The organism is Clostridium aestuarii (assembly GCF_026735135.1).
Classification (GTDB): domain Bacteria; phylum Bacillota; class Clostridia; order Clostridiales; family Clostridiaceae; genus Clostridium_H; species Clostridium_H aestuarii.
The window spans coordinates 21,974-38,728 of the sequence record NZ_JAPQER010000004.1; the positions used below are offsets into that span (position 1 = coordinate 21,974).

The window sequence follows — 16,755 nt, forward strand, 5'->3', positions numbered from 1 at the left end:
GAATAAATGATAAAGTATGTTTTCCGAAGAATTTTATCATTGATTCCTGTATTGATTGGTGTTACTCTTATAGTTTTTACATTATTGTATTTAACACCAGGAGATCCTGCTAGAATGGTTTTAGGAGAGCAGGCACCACAAGAATCAGTTGATCAGTTGAGAGAGGACATGGGGTTGAATAAACCTTTTTTTGTTCAATTTGGGAATTATGTGTATAAAGCAGTTGTGAATCATGATCTAGGACGTTCTTATATAACTAAAAGACCAGTATCTAATGAAATAATGAATGTTTTTCCAGCAACACTAAAATTAGCTGCGCTTTCAATGTTTTTTGCAGTTATTATAGGTATTCCTTTTGGGATTATATCGGCAATAAGGCAGTATTCGCTGTTTGATTCTAGCGTGATGATAGTCGCGCTTATAGGAATATCGATGCCTGTATTTTGGCTTGGGCTATTATTAATATTATTATTTTCAGTAAAACTGCATTGGCTTCCTGCATCTGGGTTCTATAGCTTTAAACATATGATTTTACCAGCGATAACATTAGGAGCACAATCGGTAGCTATTATTACGCGTATGACTCGTTCTAGTGTACTTGAGGTAATACGTCAAGACTACATAAGGACAGTAAGAGCGAAAGGACAAAAAGAAAGTAAAGTAATTTTAAAACATGCTTTAGGTAATGCGCTAATACCTATAATTACAATAGCAGGACTTCAATTTGGTATTTTACTTGGAGGAGCTGTACTTACTGAAGCAATTTTTTCTATACCAGGAGTTGGAAGACTTATGGTTGAATCTATAAAAATGAGAGATTATCCTATTGTACAAGGTGGAGTGCTTTACATAGCGATTGTTTTTAGTATTGTAAATTTATTAGTAGATTTATTGTATGCATATGTTGACCCAAGAATAAAGGCACAATATAAATAGTAAAAAAGAGAAAGGAGGTCATAATCTGATGAGTAAGAAAAATCAAATTACGAATAAAGAAATGGACAAAACAATAAAGAAAAAAAGAAAAAAGAAAAGTAATTTTTCAGAAATAATGAAAAGATTATCAAAAAGCCGAATGGCTATGGCTGGATTAGTAATCATTGGTATACTAATATTAACTGCTATATTCGCAAAGTTTATAGCACCATATGGTTACGATGAGCAGAATCTTGATATTGCTTTCCAATCACCGTCTGCTGTTCATTTATTTGGAACTGATGAATTTGGAAGAGATATATTTAGTCGTATAGTATATGGTTCTAGAATTTCTCTTGAAGTAGGGTTTATAGCTGTTAGTATTTCGGTAATCATTGGAGGATTCTTAGGAGCTGTTGCAGGTTACTATGGAGGGAAAATGGATAATCTTATCATGCGTGCTATGGATATTTTGCTATCTATACCCCAGATACTTCTTGCAATATCTATTGCAGCTTCACTAGGACCTGGACTTGTTAATCTTATGATAGCGGTTGGTATATCATCTATTCCGCAATATGCGAGAATTGTTCGTGCTTCTGTGCTTTCTATTAGAGATCAGGAATTTGTTGAAGCAGCAAAAGCAGTTGGTTCAAGTGATTTAAGAATTATTTGTAAACATATACTACCTAACTGTTTAGCACCAATAATGGTACAAGCTACATTAGGGGTTGCTTTTGCTATATTAACAGCAGCGGGGTTAAGCTTTATAGGACTTGGAATTCAACCTCCTATTCCTGAATGGGGTGCAATGTTATCAGGAGGAAGAGGATACATTAGAGATTATTCTTATATGACATTATTTCCAGGACTTGCTATTATGATAACTATTTTGGCTTTAAATTTTCTTGGTGATGGATTGAGAGATGCGTTGGATCCAAAATTGAAGAATTAGGAGAGATATACTATGAGTAATACTGAAAAATTATTAGATATAAAAAATTTAATCATACATTATAAAACAGATAACGGAATAGTTCGCGCTGTTGAAAACTTAAATTTGAGTTTAGGTAAGGGGGAAACGCTTGGATTTGTTGGAGAAACTGGTGCTGGTAAAACTACTACAGCATTGGGAATCATGCAGCTGTTACCAAATCCACCAGGGGAAATAGTTAATGGGGAGATATTTTTTGAAGGAGAAGATTTGTTAAAAAAATCTTCAGAAGAAATGAGAGCAATACTTGGAGATAAAATTGCTATGATATTTCAAGATCCTATGACTTCATTAAATCCTGTAATGACAGTAGGACAACAGATTGGAGAAATGATTGAGCTTCATGAAAATGTAAATAAGGCTGAAGCACTAAAGAAGGCAGAATATATGCTGGAAGTAGTTGGCATTAGAAAAGAGAGAGTTAATGATTATCCTCATCAATTTAGTGGTGGAATGAAACAGAGAGTAGTTATAGCTATAGCTCTTGCTTGTAACCCTACTCTCCTTATTGCTGATGAACCGACTACGGCACTTGATGTAACAATACAAGCTCAGGTATTAGAGCTTATGAAAGATTTAAAAGATAAATATGATACTTCTATGATTATGATTACTCATGATTTGGGCGTGGTTGCAGAAATTTGTGATAAAGTTGCGATTATGTATGCTGGAAATGTAGTTGAATATGCGGATAAAAGGTCTCTATATTTAAATCCACTGCATCCATATACGGTAGGGTTATTTGACTCTATCCCTGATTTGGATACAGAACAAGAAGAACTAAATGTAATAAGTGGGATGACACCAGATCCTACTAATCTCCCAACAGGATGCCCTTTTCACCCTAGATGTCCTAAGGCGATGGATAAGTGTTCTAAGGTTAAGCCTGAAATGGTTGAAGTTGAATCAGGACATTTTACAGCTTGTTTTTTATATGAAAAGGAACAAAATAAATAATAGGGAGGAAGGCAAATGGTGAAAATAGGAGAAAAATTAATTGAAGTTAATCATCTTAAAAAGCATTTTAAAACAAAAAAAGGTATGCTGCATGCAGTAGATGATGTAAGCTTTTTTATAAATAAAGGAGAAACTTTAGGACTTGTTGGAGAGTCGGGATGTGGTAAATCTACAACAGGAAGACTGATGATAAGGCTTCTTGAAGCTACTAGTGGAGAAGTCTTATTTCATGGTAAAGACGTTTTAAAATACAATAAAAGTAATATGAAGGAATTTAGGAAGAAAGCTCAGATAGTTTTTCAAGATCCATATTCTTGCTTGAATCCAAGGCTTACAGTTTCAGAACTTATAGGAGAGCCGCTTTATGTAAATAAAGTATATAAAAATAGAGCTGATAGTGATAAAAGAATTAGTGAACTAATGAATATAGTTGGTCTAGCTGAAAGACTGACTAATGCGTATCCACATGAACTCGATGGTGGAAGACGTCAGAGAATAGGAATAGCAAGAGCTCTTGCTTTAAATCCTGAATTTATTGTTCAAGATGAACCAGTTTCAGCTCTGGATGTTTGTATTCAAGCCCAGATACTAAACCTTATGAAAACCCTTCAAAAGGAGTTGGGACTTACATATCTTTTTATTGCACATAATTTAAGTGTTGTAAAACACGTAAGTGATAGAATTGCTGTTATGTATCTTGGGAAAATTGTAGAACTTTCAGATTATAAATCTATATTTATAGATCCGCTACATCCTTATACACAGGCATTACTTTCGGCTATTCCTATTGCAAAACTTGATGTACAAAAAGAAAGAATTATATTAGAAGGAGATGTACCAAGTCCTGTAGAACCACCAGATAGCTGTAGATTCTATGGAAGATGCAGATACCGTAAGGATATATGTAAACAAAAGTCACCAGATTTAAAGGAAATTGAACCAGGAAGATATGTAGCATGTCACTTTGCTAATAATTTAAGTAAATCTTAAAGTACAATAAAAGATAGATTTAAAGTGGGTGCTGGTTAATTATGTAATTTAGTTAAATAAAAGGAAAAATAGGGGGAGTATATAATGAACATTGATATGAGCTATGTAAAAGATTTTATGCTTAAAATACTATCAGTTCCAAGTCCAGCTGGAGACACTGATGTGTCTATAAATATGCTGGATGAAGAATTTAAGAAATTTGGAGTAACTACTGTAAAGACTAAGAAAAAAGCTTTAATTGCAACTATTGAAGGAGAAGATAATGAAAACCAAAAAATGATTTCTGCTCATATAGATACATTAGGAGCTATAGTAAGAGAAATTAAGCCAAATGGAAGACTTAAAATAGTACAGATTGGTGGATTTGCATGGTCTTCAGTAGAAGGAGAAAATGTTACTATAAAGACAATAAAGGGTAAAGAATTTACAGGAACAATTTTGCCTGACAAAGCTTCTATACATGTTCATTCAGATGTAGTTAGAGAAACTCTTAGAACTGATGATAACATGGAAGTTAGAATTGATGAATTTGTAAAAACAAAGGAAGATGTATTAAACATAGGTATTAATGTTGGAGATTTCGTATATTTTGAGCCAAGAACAGTGGTAACAAAAGAAGGTTTCATAAAATCAAGACATCTTGATGATAAAGCTTGCGTAGCTGCTATTTTTGGATTAGTTAAATATCTTAAGGATAATAATATAAAACCTAAGTATACTACTCATTTTTACATCAACAATTACGAAGAATTAGGACATGGAATAGCGATTGTTCCAGAAAAGGTTAAGGAACATTTAGCTCTTGATATAGGTACGGTAGCAGATCACCAAACATCAGAAGAAACTAAGGTTACAATTTGTGCAAAAGATAGTCGTACTCCATATGATTTTGAATTTAGAAAAAAACTTGTTGATATCTGTGAGAAAAATGATATTGATTATGTAGTAGATGTTCATTATAGATATGGTTCAGATGCAAGTATTGCAGCGACAAATGGATTTGATGTTAATTTTGCATGTGCAGGACCTGGAGTTGATGCTACTCATCATTATGAAAGAACTCATATAAGTTCTATTGAAAATAATGTTAAACTGCTTGTAAAATATATTACAGAGTAAAAATAAAATCTATTGTTTTTAGAATATAATTCTTAAAATATCCTTTTCTTTGGGTTTGGTAAAAATTCCATTGTAAAAGGATATTTTTTTACAATGGGTATTGCTAACTTGAGTTTGATACAATGGAATCTGATTTGTGTTTGGAAAGACAAGGCAAGATAATGTATAATATAAGAATATTGTTTTGCAATATTCTTAAATTCTGAATAAAAGTGGTGAATAGATGAATAGAGAAGAACTAATCAGAACAGATGAAACTTTAGATGATTTACAATTGAAGGGTTTGCATGTTATACAGAAAAAAGAAGGGTTTAGGTTTGGTGTAGATGCAGTACTGCTTGCCAACTTTGCACATGTAAAAAAAGAAGCTAGAGTTATAGATTTGTGTAGTGGAACAGGAATAATCCCCTTTATTATAGCAGGGAAAAGAGAACCTTCACAAATAACTGGAATAGAAATACAAGAAGAAATGGTTGAAATGGCTAAAAGGTCAGTTGAATTTAATGGATTAGAAGGAAAACTAGATTTTGTGAATGGAGATCTTAAAAATTTAGAGCTTCTTAAAAGTTTACCAAAGGCGGATGTTGTTACAGTAAATCCTCCATATAAACTTTGCAATTCAGGGATTGTAAATCCTAATGATAAACTTGCAATAGCAAGACATGAGGTGTGTTGTACTTTAGAAGATGTAATAATTGCTTGTCGAATTCTATTAAAGGATAATAAAAGAATGTATATGATACATAGACCAGATAGACTTGTGGATATTATAACTCTAATGAGAAAACATAAAATAGAACCTAAGAGAATACAAATGATACATCCCAATACTAAAAAAGCACCTAATATTGTATTGATAGAAGGACAGCGTGATGGCGGAGCATTCTTAAAATGGGAACCTCCTATTTATGTGTATAATGATGAAGGTGGATACTCAAAACAGATAGATGAGATTTATGGAAGAAGAATTTGATTTTAGAAAGGAAGAATAAATATGAGCGGTAAACTATATATAGTTCCAACTCCTATTGGAAATTTAAAGGATATAACATTAAGAGCGCTTGAAACTTTGCAAAATGTAGATATAGTAGCTGCGGAGGATACAAGACAGAGCTTGAAGCTTTTGAACCATTTTGATATAAAAAAACCTCTTATAAGTTATCATAAATTTAATGAAAACACAAAAAGTGATGATATTATTAGTAAATTAAGAGAAGGTAAGAACATAGCTTTAGTTTCAGATGCAGGAACTCCTGGAATTTCAGATCCAGGAAGTGTTGTTATAAAAAAATGTATTGAGGAAAACCTAGAAGTTGAGGTGCTAACAGGGGCTACTGCTGTGACTACGGCCCTTGTGCATTCAGGATTAGATACTACTAAATTTTTATTTAGAGGATTTTTACCAAGAGAAAACAAAGATAGAAAGGCAGTTATTGAAGATTTAAAAGAGAGACAGGAAACCTTAGTTTTTTATGAAGCTCCACATAGGCTTGTTAAAACTTTAGAATTTTTGTATGAAAATTTAGGTAATAGGAAAATTTCAATATGTCGAGAACTTACAAAAATGCATGAGGAAATAATAAGGCTGCCTTTAGAAGAAGTTATGCAATACTATAAAGAGAAAAATCCAAGAGGAGAATATGTTCTCGTAGTTGAAGGCAAAAGTGAAGAAGAAATAAAAAGAGATCAAAAGGCTCAATGGGAAGACTTAAGTATTGAAGAGCATATAAAAAAATATATAATGGAAGGACTTAATAAAAAAGAGGCTATTAAAAAGACTGCTAAAGATAGAAAAATTCCTAAATCAGAAGTGTATAAACACTCTTTAGAATTGTAAATGAAATTATATAATGCAGAATAAAATGGCGCTGCAAATAACTTTAGCTAATGTGTATAAGCTATTTGCAGCGCCATTTTAAAAGAAAAAATTAACATTTTTTTTACCTACAAATGTTTAATATTTAATGATATAATGTAATAGAAGATATGAATTTGTGTTACAAATAGGTTACAAATATGATAGTAATATATAGTAAATAAGATTACATAAATTTTCGTTACATATAAGATATGAGTTAAAGGGGGATGTGTATAGTGCATAAAAAATTAGCTTCAGTGGTAACGGCAGCCGTATTAATGGTGACAATTAGTACAACTTCAGTTCTTGCAAGTCCATTATCGGACAAGCTTAGAAATCAACAAAATCAATTAAGCGAACATAACTCAGATTACAAAGATGCACGAAGAGAAGTAGAAAACATTGAACAAAAGATTGAACATTTAGATGATCAAATAGAAACTGCAATGAGCGAAATAAGTGATACTAAAATTAAAATAAAAGAAATTACAAATAGTGTTGAACAAGCAGAAAAAGATATTGAAAAAGCGGAAAAAGATATAGAAGATGAACAAGAACTTTATAATCAAAGAATGAGAGCAATGTATAAAAAAGGTTCATCTGGATATTTAGATGTAATTCTTGGTTCAAAGGATATGAGTGATTTACTTTCAAAAACAGAAGCTGTAAAAAAACTTACTGAGCTTGATAAGAAGATAGTTAAAGAATTAAAAGAAAAGCAAGATGAAATTAAAAGAAAAAAAGAAGAACTTGCACAAGAACAGCAACAATTAGTTTCATTGAAAGTTAAGCAAGAAGAAAAAATGTCCAAGCTCAAGAATGATAAACAAGAACAGGACAAGCTTGTTAAAGATGCTAAAAACAAAAAAACGTTATATGCAAATAAGATAAGATCTGATAAAAGACAAATAACAGAAACAAAAAAATTAATAGATAAGATGAGTGCAAGTGTTCCTAAATATGATCCATCAAGAGGATCAGCACCTATATCACAAAATGCGGTAGTTGCTTATTCAAGGAATTATTTAGGAAGACCTTATGTTTGGGGAGCAACAGGACCTAATTCTTTTGATTGTTCTGGATTAATGAAATATGTTTATGCACATTTTGGAGTTAGATTACCAAGAGTTTCAAGAGATCAAGCTAGAGCCGGAAAATATGTTCCCAAAAGTCAATTACAACCAGGAGACTTAGTATTCTTTGCATATAGTGGTGGTAGAGGAACAATACATCATGTAGGTATGTATGTAGGAAACGGATGTTACATTCATGCACCTAGAACTGGTGATGTAGTTAAAATAAGTACTTTATCAGGAAGATCAGATTACGCAACAGCAAGACGAGTTATGTAAAATAAAAAAGAGTACAAATGTTTAAGATTTGTACTCTTTTTATTTATCTGTAGTTGTAAATTTTTAAAATTATGTATTGATATTTTTAGTTGATATGTTGTGTTAGGAAGCTGACATGCAACTATAAGAATATTGCGTTGTACTCTTTTTATTTTATTCTAGCTTTTTTTAAATAAAAATAAAAAAACCTTATAAATTAATTACAAGGTTTTTGAATAATCGATGTATTAAACTTGTTCTTTCATTTCTTGTAAACAAGATTTACAGATGTTTTTTCCTCTATAGTTTACAACGTCTCTAGCGTTTCCGCAGAAAATACAAGCGGGCTCATATTTTTTAAGGATTATTTGTTCACCGTCAACATATATTTCTAAAGCATCCTTTTCAGCGATATCTAAAGTTCTTCTTAATTCTATTGGGATAACAATTCTTCCTAATTCGTCTACTCTTCTTACTACTCCTGTTGATTTCATTAATTCTACCTCCTTAAATTAATTTAATATTATAATTTTACATCTTTCGACATCCATCTACTTAAATAATAGCAAATATGACAAATGAAGTCAATATATAAAATGATTTTTTTTTGATTAAGTTACAAAATTCTTATTAAATTCCATCTAAAGTTAATATACTACCAAATTATTCAAATGTCAATATGTTTTGAAATAAAAATACAAAAATTTACTATTGTTTTTAGCGTAGAGATATCAAGGGGTTGTACAAAAAATCAGAGTTCAACTTCCTTAAATAGGAAAAAAGAAAAGTATGGAGTTTAATTCAATAAAATAGTAATTAAATGGATAATGCCTAAGTTAGTGTCGAAAAAGTATTTTAAGTAAATATCAAGAAAATATATATATAGGGTTTTTGGGTAATATAAGGATTTTAATGCTAATTAATAACAAATATTATTAATTAGTTAATTCCAGAATATTATAAATTAATCAAAAAATATATCTATAGTTTGGTAAAAATTTAAAAATGTAAAAAATAAGAAAAATTTTATAGGTAAGAATAAACATAGTGATGTATGATATAATTAATAATTGAAAAATTTATAAAGTATAAATATTACCTGATTTATATTTTATAGTATATATAAAGTAGGTGAGATTATGAAATTTGCAGTTGAAGATATAAAAAATATTTTAAATGATATTGGTGGTACTGGATATATAATAGGTGGTTATATAAGAGATAAAATGACCAATCATAAAAATAACATTAAAGATATAGATATTATTTATGAGGGCAATATAGGTTTATTTATAAATAAACTAAAAGAAAAAGGATATAGTGTATTTCCATTAAAGCAGGATAAAGGGATATATAGAGCTTCTAAAGAAGCGGTTATTATAGATATTGCTGAGCTAAAAGGAAATGATATAGAAGAAGATTTAAAGAGTAGGGATTTTACAATTAATGCTGTGGCTCTTAAACTTATAGATAATAAGATAATTGATATTTTTGATGGTAGAAAACATATGAAGTCTAGAATTATTCATGAGGTAAGTCCCAATAGCATAAAAAATGATAAAATTAGAATATTAAGAGCCTTTAGATTTGCAATAAAATATGATATGCATTTTAGTAAAAGTTGTCAAGAACATATTATAGAAGAAAGTAAATACATAAAAGATTGTCCTAAGGAAAGAATATTGAGTGAATTGATGCAAATAATAGAACATGATAATAACGGTATAGCTTTTGAAGAGTTAGATAAATATCATGTATTAAAAAATTTAATACCATATGTAGATGAACTTAAAGTTATAGGGAAATGTAAATATCATATAGAAGATGCTTTTACTCATATGAAGCTTGTTTATAAAAATTTTAAAGAAGTTTTACAACAAGAGCAGAATATAAATGGGTTAGAGTTAAATATATTTAATGAACAAATTGGAGAATTCAAAACAAGAGAATATGCTGCATTTGCTGCGTTTTGTCATGATATAGGAAAAGCAAAATGCTATAGAAAAATAGGAGAAAGAGTGAGCTTTATTGGACATGATGAGCAGGGAGCAATAATAATGCGTGAAGTGTGTAGAAAATTAGGATTTCCAAAACGTGCACAAAAGCTTATTATAAAATTAGTTGAGGCTCATATGTATCCTTTAAGTCTTTGTAAAAACAAGGTTAAAAATCCTAAGAAAAGTTTTTACAAATTCTTTTCACGATATAACGAATATATACCGTATATTTTAACTCTTTCTTATTGCGATATGCATGCAACCAAGATGCTATACGATCCAGATAACGAAGAAGAAGAGTTTATCAATTATATTGAAAGATTATTTGAAGAGTATAGTTTATATAAAAAAGTTAAAGGAAATAGATTTTTTAATGGTAAGGAAATAATAGAGTTTACAGGAGCAAAAGGAGAACAGATTAAGGAAATTTTAGAAGAGCTAGATAGATTGACTTATTATGGCCAAATAAATAGCAGAGAAGAAGCAATAAAGTGGATTAAAGGGTAAAGGTGATAGTCAATTTTAAAAGCGTACAGTGGCTATTTAAAGAGTATAAATAAATATATTTTAAATACAATATATGGTACAATGTATAGATAAATAGAATTAAGAAGGTTTATTCATATTTTAGGGAGGTATATAAAATGAAGATATTTATTGATACAGCAAACGTAGAAGAAATAAAGAAAGTAAGTAAATGGGGGATTTTAGATGGAGTTACTACTAATCCATCGTTGATAGCAAAAGAAGGAAGAGATGTTAAAGAAGTTGTAGAAGAAATATGTTCAATTGTTGATGGGCCTATAAGTGCTGAGGTTATAAGCTTAGAATGTGGTAAGATGGTAGAAGAGGCTAGAGAAATTGTTAAGATACATAAAAATATAGTAATAAAAATACCTATGTGTGAAGAAGGAATAAAAGCAGTAAGTATTTTATCAAAAGAAGGAATCAGAACAAATGTAACTTTAATTTTTTCAGCACAGCAAGCGTTAATAGCTGCTAAAGCAGGTGCAAGTTATGTAAGTCCTTTTGCTGGAAGATTAGATGATATAGGAAATGATGGAATACAAGTTATTGCTGATATAGCAGAAGTTTTTGATATTTATGGTATAGAAACAGAAATAATAGGAGCAAGCATAAGACATCCTATGCATGTACTTGAAGCTGCAAAAGTAGGATGTGATATAGTAACAGTTCCATACAAAGTGCTTATGCAAATGTTAAAACATCCACTTACAGATAAAGGTATAGAAAAATTCTTAGAAGATTATAATAGCACAAGAGCATAAAATAAGTTTAAAACTGTAATAAGTTAAATTTAAGAAGGTATCATAACTTTAATGTTATGGTACCTTCTGTGCAATTAAGAATTAATAATAGGTAATTAACAGTTTATGATAAATTAAGCAAAGCTTGATTTTAAAATTTATAACGGTAGCAAAGTATAATGTGTGTAGTCAATTTTTGATAGTAAAATATTTTTACTATCAAAAAAGTTAGAAAAGAGTAGGATTTACTAGAAGAAATTTTAATATATTATATAAATAAACAAAAAAATACATATAAAATCAATAAAAGAATATATTCTATGGAAATATATATTTTAAAATTATAAATAATATAAACCTACAGAATTATGTAAAAAATGAAGTTGGAAATAAAAAAAAAATCGATTTCTTCCACAGAAATTTAACAAGTTATCAACATGCACATGTGGACAATGTGGATAAAAAATTGAATTATAAATTCAAGATATGAATAAAATCAACAATATAGCTAAAACAATAAGTTATCCACAGAAAATGTGCATAACTTGTACGATATTGTGCATAATTAAATAAAGTTATGTGAAAAAAATATTTTTGCAACTTTTCATTCAAAATTACTGAATTTAGAAAAATGCTATTATTTGTCGAAAAGGTTAAATTGTAAAAAACAGCATTGATTTTACATAACATTTTAGGTTGTAACAAGGTTATAAATACCGTATAATATAATATAGTATAGGAATTTCAAATAGAAAATATGAATATTTACAATGCTATTATATGCATTGATATGTGTTGTTACTATAACAACATCAAAGTTGGAGGTAATATTGGTGAAAAACAGTAAAGCCATTTTGGATGATATAAATAAATTAGCAAAAGTGGTTTCAGAGAATAGGTTAGTTTCATATGAAGATTTACCTGAGTATGATTTGTTTTTATCTCAAGTTATTGACTATCTGAATAATAGATTCGAAGATGAAAAATATACAAATAATATTGTTCAAAATTACATAAAAAATGAAGTGATATCTAAACCTGAAGATGGTAAAAAAAGAGGCTATACAAAACTTCATCTAGTTCAGTTAGTGCTTTTAAGTTATATGAGACCTGTTTTAACTACAGAAGAAATTAAAAAAGTATTTGCACTTGCATTTAATGAAATGAATGATAGAAGTGATGATATTATTTCATGGGAAAAGGCATATAAAATTTTTGACCAAATTCAGGATCAAAGCTTTGATAATTTTTTAAATATACAGTCGTTAGATGAACATAAGATTGAAGAGTTTGTAAATGGAAATGAACTTAAAGAAGATGATGAAGAAAGAATATTAATTTTTTTAGTAGTAATGAGTTTAATAGCTCAAGCCAGTGCTATTAAAACATTAGCAAAGAAAATAATAGATGAGTATATAGAAAGAAAATAGAATAAACTGATATACATTTTCTATTTAGTTATTAGTAAGTATAGAAGGTAAGCTGGAAAAAGTAACGGAAAATATTAATGCATTATCAAAGGTTATAGATAAAAGATTACAATAATAAATATAAATACAATTTAGACTGTTAACATATATAATTAATGTTAACAGTTTTTTGTTTTTTTAGGAAGTTTAGTTTTTTTTATTATAAATAATTGCATTAAAGTTAAAGCTAATATTAAAAATAATAGTTGAGGAAGAGGTTTATGAAAAAAAAGTTAGTTAATGTTTATTCGGAAATTGGAAAATTGAAAAAGGTTCTTCTTCATAGGCCAGGAGCAGAAGTAGAAAATTTAACACCAGAATATTTAGAAATACTGCTTTTTGATGATATACCTTTTTTGGAGGTTGCAAGAAAGGAACATGATAATTTTGCAAAGATACTAAAAGATAATGGGGTAGAGGTACTTTATCTTGAAGAATTAGCAGCAAAATCTATTGAAAATGTGGAAGTTAAAAAAAGATTTTTAGAAGAAATAATAAAAGAAAGCAGAACAAAGGATATAGCTATAAGAAAGCTTATTCAAAAATATTTAGAATGTATGCCTAAAGAGGATATGGTATTAAAAGTAATGGCAGGAATACGAAGAAAAGATTTAAATTTAAATGAAGAAGGAGAGTATCCATTTTTGATGGACCCTATGCCTAATTTATATTTTACTAGAGATCCTTTTGCTAGTATAGGTAGTGGTATAACTTTAAATGCAATGAAAACAAGAACAAGAAGAAGAGAAACTATTTTTGCAAAATATATTTTTAGATATCATCCTCAGTTTAAAGATGCTGATATACCAAAGTGGTATGAGAGAGATGAAAACTATTGTTTAGAGGGTGGAGATGAACTTATATTATCAGAAGAGGTTTTAGCTGTAGGGCATAGTGAGAGAACGGATTTGGAAGCAATACTAGAAATGGCAGAAAAAATTTTTAAAGCTGATGAAAGCTTTAAAACAATACTTATATTTGAAATACCAAAAACTAGAGCTTTTATGCATTTAGATACAGTATTTACTATGCTGGATTATGATAAGTTTATTGTGCATCCTGAAATTGAAGGAAGTTTGAAGGTAGAAGCTATAACTTATGATATTAAAAATAAAAGGCTTATCATAAAAGAAGAAGAAGATAGTTTGGAAAAAATATTATCTGAACATTTAAAACGAAATATAACTCTTATAAGATGTGGAGGAGGAGATAAAATAGTAGCAGATAGGGAACAATGGAATGATGGCTCCAATACTCTAGCCATAGAACCAGGTAAGGTTATAACTTATGAGAGAAACTATGTGACTAATGAAATATTAGATAAAAACAATATTTCAGTTATAGCTATACCTTCGTCGGAGCTTTCAAGAGGAAGGGGAGGTCCTAGATGCATGTCTATGCCACTTTTTAGAGTTTAGATGTGCTGGGGATAAACACTTAAGGGGTTTATAGTATAAATATACAATTTAAATTATAAATATTTAAAAACATATAGAAAAGATTAGTTGCATAGTGTATAATATATGAATAAATATACAGTAAAATTGTTAATTTTATCTATGTATCAACTAAATGAAAGAGGGGGCTATTGTTGTGTATAATTTAAGAAATAGAAGTTTTTTAACTTTAATGGATTTTTCAACGAAGGAGATAAATTTTTTATTGGATTTAGCAGCAGAGCTTAAAAGAGCTAAGTATGCTGGTGTTGAATCAAAGAAGCTTTTAGGAAAGAATATAGCTTTGATTTTTGAAAAGGATTCTACCAGAACTAGATGTGCTTTTGAAGTGGCGGCTTATGATCAAGGGGCACATGTAACATATTTAGGATCTGTAGGAAGCCAGCTTGGTAAGAAAGAGTCAGTAAAGGATACGGCAAGGGTACTTGGAAGAATGTATGATGGGATAGAGTACAGAGGGTTTAGTCAAAAGGTTGTAGAAACTTTAGCTGAGTATTCAGGCATTCCTGTTTGGAATGGGCTTACAGATGAAGATCATCCAACACAAATACTTGCAGACTTTTTAACAATAAAAGAACATTTTCATAAACCTTTAAACCAAATAGTTTTTACTTATGTGGGCGATGGAAGAAATAATATGGCGAATGCACTTATGATAGGTGCGGCTAAAATGGGGATGGATTTTAGAATTGCAGCACCTGAAAAACTATTTCCTAAAGAAGATTTAGTAGAAAAATGTAAAGAAATATGTAAAGAAACAGGTGGTAAAATAACTATTACATATGATATAGATAAAGCGGTTAAAAATTCTGATGTATTGTATACGGATGTATGGGTATCTATGGGAGAAGCCGAAGACGTTTGGAAAGATAGAATAGATATGTTAAAGCCTTATACAATAAATATGGATATGATAAAGAAGACTGAAAATAAAAATGTAAAGTTCATGCACTGTCTTCCTGCATTTCATAATTTGGAGACCAAGGTAGGAAAAGAAATATATGATAAATTTGGATTGAAAGCTGTGGAAGTTACAGAAGAAGTTTTTGAAAGTAAGTATTCAATAGTTTTTGATGAAGCTGAGAATAGAATGCATACTATAAAAGCAGTTATGGTAGCAACGCTAGGAAATTAAAAATCATTTTAATAATAAAAATCCCTAAGCTATTAGGTTTAGGGATTTTTTCAGTTATATGTTTTGGTGATAGGTTTTATGATATATGGTTATTTCACCAGCTTGTTTTAATGCAATTTTAGTTAATAGAGGTCCTATAAGTTCGTATACGACTGTAGCAGATAAAATTATTGTTCTGATACTTGAACCATATTGAGGAATAATAGTTTCTGCTACCATAGCAAGTCCAATAGCTACTCCAGCTTGAGGAACTAAAGTTAAACCTAGATACTTTTGTACTGTTTTAGAGCAGTTTGCAAGCTTTGAGCCTAAGCTTGCACCAACAATTTTTCCAATTAATCTGCTGATTATGTATGCTGCGCCTATTTCACCAACTTGGGCAAGGAGACTTAAGTTTAATTCGATACCTGCTATAGTGAAAAATGCTATAAATATTGGAGGGGTGAACTTATCGATAATTGATATGGTTCTATTGTTTGCTGGAGCAATATTTATAACTGCAGCACCTATCATCATACAGGATAGAAGAGGTGAAATATCTATAGTTGAGCATATTCCGATATTTAGGAATAATACAGCAACGGTTATACAGAGCAGTTGGTCTTCTCCTTCTGCTTTTCGTGAAATTATTGAAAGAACTGTTCCCATTAAAACGCCTAATATAAGTGCATAGAATATTTCAAGTAATGGATTTAAAATAACATTGGCAAGAGATAAATCAGAAGTACCATTTATCAAAGAACGAGCAATAGTTGTAGAAACACCAAAAACTATAATTCCTACAGCATCATCCATAGCAACGATAGGAAGCAAAGTATCTACTAGAGGCCCTGTAGCTTTATACTGCTTAATTACCATTAGAGTAGCAGCAGGAGCTGTAGCAGCGGCAATCGAACCTAAAACAATACTAAAAGCTATAGGCATTTTAAAAATAAATATCATAATAATATCAACGATGAATACTGCACCTAAAGACTCAAAGAGAGTTATTATAAAAACCTTTTTGCCCATAGCTTTTAAATGTTCCAAATTAAATGAGCTTCCTATACTGTATGCAATGAAGCCTAAGGCTGCATCTGCTATTATAGTAAGCTTTGATGCAGCGATGCTAGGAATGATATTTAGCATAGATGGACCAATGACTACTCCAGCAATAAGGTAGCCAGTTACCTTAGGCAGTTTAAAAAGAGATACAATTTTACCCATAATTATACCAGCGAATAAAATCATTCCTAGATAGTATAGTGAATGCATTAAATCATCTT

At 29.9% G+C, this 16,755-nt stretch carries 15 protein-coding genes; 13 read left to right on the forward strand and 2 right to left on the reverse strand.

Annotated elements, in window-relative coordinates; all coding sequences use genetic code 11:
* Positions 1 to 6 precede the first annotated feature (6 nt).
* From nikB to OW763_RS10635, 8 genes are all read left to right on the forward strand, one after another.
* A complete protein-coding gene (gene nikB, locus OW763_RS10600) occupies positions 7 to 936 on the forward strand; it encodes a nickel ABC transporter permease (protein ID WP_268041109.1) in 930 nt (309 codons plus the stop codon).
* A gap of 28 nt (positions 937 to 964) precedes the next feature.
* On the forward strand, positions 965 to 1,870 hold the full coding sequence (locus OW763_RS10605) for an ABC transporter permease (protein ID WP_336296891.1): 906 nt from the start codon (positions 965 to 967) through the stop codon (positions 1,868 to 1,870).
* 12 nt (positions 1,871 to 1,882) lie between these two features.
* Positions 1,883 to 2,866, forward strand: coding sequence for an ABC transporter ATP-binding protein (locus tag OW763_RS10610; protein WP_268041110.1), 984 nt, complete (start codon positions 1,883 to 1,885; stop codon positions 2,864 to 2,866).
* Between the two features lie 15 nt (positions 2,867 to 2,881).
* The gene (locus OW763_RS10615; protein WP_268041111.1) at positions 2,882 to 3,856 is read left to right on the forward strand and encodes an ABC transporter ATP-binding protein; all 975 of its coding nucleotides are present in this window, start codon (positions 2,882 to 2,884) and stop codon (positions 3,854 to 3,856) included.
* 84 nt (positions 3,857 to 3,940) lie between these two features.
* A complete protein-coding gene (locus OW763_RS10620; protein WP_268041112.1) occupies positions 3,941 to 4,975 on the forward strand; it encodes a M42 family metallopeptidase in 1,035 nt (344 codons plus the stop codon).
* A gap of 223 nt (positions 4,976 to 5,198) precedes the next feature.
* Positions 5,199 to 5,948: a tRNA1(Val) (adenine(37)-N6)-methyltransferase gene (locus tag OW763_RS10625; RefSeq protein WP_268041113.1), complete on the forward strand. Its 750-nt coding sequence runs from the start codon at positions 5,199 to 5,201 to the stop codon at positions 5,946 to 5,948.
* A 21-nt stretch (positions 5,949 to 5,969) separates the two neighbouring features.
* Positions 5,970 to 6,812, forward strand: a complete 843-nt coding sequence (rsmI, locus tag OW763_RS10630; protein ID WP_268041114.1) for a 16S rRNA (cytidine(1402)-2'-O)-methyltransferase — start codon at positions 5,970 to 5,972, stop codon at positions 6,810 to 6,812.
* Between the two features lie 248 nt (positions 6,813 to 7,060).
* Positions 7,061 to 8,185 carry a C40 family peptidase gene (locus OW763_RS10635; protein ID WP_268041115.1) on the forward strand — a complete coding sequence of 375 codons (1,125 nt, stop codon included), beginning with the start codon at positions 7,061 to 7,063 and terminating at the stop codon, positions 8,183 to 8,185.
* Between the two features lie 227 nt (positions 8,186 to 8,412).
* Here the strand turns inward: OW763_RS10635 and OW763_RS10640 are convergent, their stop codons facing one another.
* Positions 8,413 to 8,658 carry an AbrB/MazE/SpoVT family DNA-binding domain-containing protein gene (locus tag OW763_RS10640; protein ID WP_268041116.1) on the reverse strand — a complete coding sequence of 82 codons (246 nt, stop codon included), beginning with the start codon at positions 8,656 to 8,658 and terminating at the stop codon, positions 8,413 to 8,415.
* 645 nt (positions 8,659 to 9,303) lie between these two features.
* Here OW763_RS10640 and OW763_RS10645 point away from each other — a divergent pair.
* From OW763_RS10645 to argF, 5 genes are all read left to right on the forward strand, one after another.
* Positions 9,304 to 10,668 (forward strand): tRNA nucleotidyltransferase/poly(A) polymerase-related protein, encoded by a 1,365-nt coding sequence (locus OW763_RS10645; RefSeq protein WP_268041117.1) that lies wholly within the window; start codon positions 9,304 to 9,306, stop codon positions 10,666 to 10,668.
* A 137-nt stretch (positions 10,669 to 10,805) separates the two neighbouring features.
* A complete protein-coding gene (gene fsa, locus OW763_RS10650; protein ID WP_268041118.1) occupies positions 10,806 to 11,450 on the forward strand; it encodes a fructose-6-phosphate aldolase in 645 nt (214 codons plus the stop codon).
* Between the two features lie 809 nt (positions 11,451 to 12,259).
* A complete protein-coding gene (locus tag OW763_RS10655; protein WP_272507427.1) occupies positions 12,260 to 12,859 on the forward strand; it encodes a DUF1836 domain-containing protein in 600 nt (199 codons plus the stop codon).
* 260 nt (positions 12,860 to 13,119) lie between these two features.
* Positions 13,120 to 14,316 carry an arginine deiminase gene (arcA, locus tag OW763_RS10660; protein ID WP_268041122.1) on the forward strand — a complete coding sequence of 399 codons (1,197 nt, stop codon included), beginning with the start codon at positions 13,120 to 13,122 and terminating at the stop codon, positions 14,314 to 14,316.
* Between the two features lie 175 nt (positions 14,317 to 14,491).
* On the forward strand, positions 14,492 to 15,490 hold the full coding sequence (argF, locus tag OW763_RS10665; protein WP_268041123.1) for an ornithine carbamoyltransferase: 999 nt from the start codon (positions 14,492 to 14,494) through the stop codon (positions 15,488 to 15,490).
* A 54-nt stretch (positions 15,491 to 15,544) separates the two neighbouring features.
* On the opposite strand, the gene OW763_RS10670 is transcribed toward argF, so the two are convergent.
* Positions 15,545 to 16,744, reverse strand: a complete 1,200-nt coding sequence (locus OW763_RS10670; protein ID WP_268041124.1) for a cation:proton antiporter — start codon at positions 16,742 to 16,744, stop codon at positions 15,545 to 15,547.
* Between the last annotated feature and the right edge of the window lie 11 nt (positions 16,745 to 16,755).

What these genes read in the sequence shown, in the direction of transcription:
- nikB (WP_268041109.1), top strand. Translation starts at nt 7, where the DNA reads ATGATAAAGTATGTTTTCCGAAGAATTTTATCATTGATTCCTGTATTG.
- OW763_RS10605 (WP_336296891.1), top strand. Translation starts at nt 965, where the DNA reads ATGAGTAAGAAAAATCAAATTACGAATAAAGAAATGGACAAAACAATA.
- OW763_RS10610 (WP_268041110.1), top strand. Translation starts at nt 1,883, where the DNA reads ATGAGTAATACTGAAAAATTATTAGATATAAAAAATTTAATCATACAT.
- OW763_RS10615 (WP_268041111.1), top strand. Translation starts at nt 2,882, where the DNA reads ATGGTGAAAATAGGAGAAAAATTAATTGAAGTTAATCATCTTAAAAAG.
- OW763_RS10620 (WP_268041112.1), top strand. Translation starts at nt 3,941, where the DNA reads ATGAACATTGATATGAGCTATGTAAAAGATTTTATGCTTAAAATACTA.
- OW763_RS10625 (WP_268041113.1), top strand. Translation starts at nt 5,199, where the DNA reads ATGAATAGAGAAGAACTAATCAGAACAGATGAAACTTTAGATGATTTA.
- rsmI (WP_268041114.1), top strand. Translation starts at nt 5,970, where the DNA reads ATGAGCGGTAAACTATATATAGTTCCAACTCCTATTGGAAATTTAAAG.
- OW763_RS10635 (WP_268041115.1), top strand. Translation starts at nt 7,061, where the DNA reads ATGTGTATAGTGCATAAAAAATTAGCTTCAGTGGTAACGGCAGCCGTA.
- OW763_RS10640 (WP_268041116.1), bottom strand. Translation starts at nt 8,658, where the DNA reads ATGAAATCAACAGGAGTAGTAAGAAGAGTAGACGAATTAGGAAGAATT.
- OW763_RS10645 (WP_268041117.1), top strand. Translation starts at nt 9,304, where the DNA reads ATGAAATTTGCAGTTGAAGATATAAAAAATATTTTAAATGATATTGGT.
- fsa (WP_268041118.1), top strand. Translation starts at nt 10,806, where the DNA reads ATGAAGATATTTATTGATACAGCAAACGTAGAAGAAATAAAGAAAGTA.
- arcA (WP_268041122.1), top strand. Translation starts at nt 13,120, where the DNA reads ATGAAAAAAAAGTTAGTTAATGTTTATTCGGAAATTGGAAAATTGAAA.
- OW763_RS10670 (WP_268041124.1), bottom strand. Translation starts at nt 16,744, where the DNA reads ATGCATTCACTATACTATCTAGGAATGATTTTATTCGCTGGTATAATT.